This is a genomic window from Vibrio sp. 2134-1, assembly GCF_033339495.1.
In genome coordinates this window covers 1-612 of record NZ_JAWOUS010000633.1, presented here as the reverse complement: position 1 = coordinate 612, position 612 = coordinate 1, and the positions used below count along the sequence as shown (strand labels likewise).

General features: G+C 49.2%; 1 protein-coding gene. It reads right to left on the bottom strand.

What is annotated here, in order from left to right:
* Positions 1-4: 4 nt before the first annotated feature.
* The coding region (locus R7R78_RS27655; protein ID WP_225474798.1) for a PstA family ABC transporter permease at positions 5-612 on the bottom strand (608 nt) is incomplete at its 5' end.

Here is a 612-nt window from a genome sequence, read left to right as displayed (position 1 = left end):
ATACTTAATCTTGTCCTAACGTTCTGTATTTTTCTCGTAAATTATTGCGAATGCTGATTGCTGTTAAGTTTAGTCCGACAATCACGGTAACGAGTAAGAAGGAAGTGGCATACACCAGCGGGCGCGCCGCTTCAATGTTGGAGGTTTGAAATCCAACGTCGTAAATATGAAAACCTAAGTGCATGAACTTTCTGTCCAAATGCACGTAAGGGAACTGACCATCAACAGGCAAACTGGACGCCAGTTTCACAACCCCCACTAGCATTAATGGCGCGACTTCCCCTGCGGCACGCGCAATCGCCAGAATCAAACCGGTGATAATCGCAGGCGTTGCCATTGGTAATACCACGCGCCACAACGTTTCAAATTGCGTCGCGCCAAGCGCCAAAGAACCGTGGCGTACTGAGCTCGGAATACGTGTTAAGCCTTCCTCTGTCGTAACAATAACCACGGGCAGTGTTAATACTGCTAGCGTCAAAGCCGACCACAACAAACCCGGCGTACCGAAAGTTGGCGCAGGCAATCGCTCGGCATAAAACACGTTATCGATGGAGGCTCCGATGGTATAGACAAAGAAACCCAACCCGAACACGCCATACACGATCGAAGGAA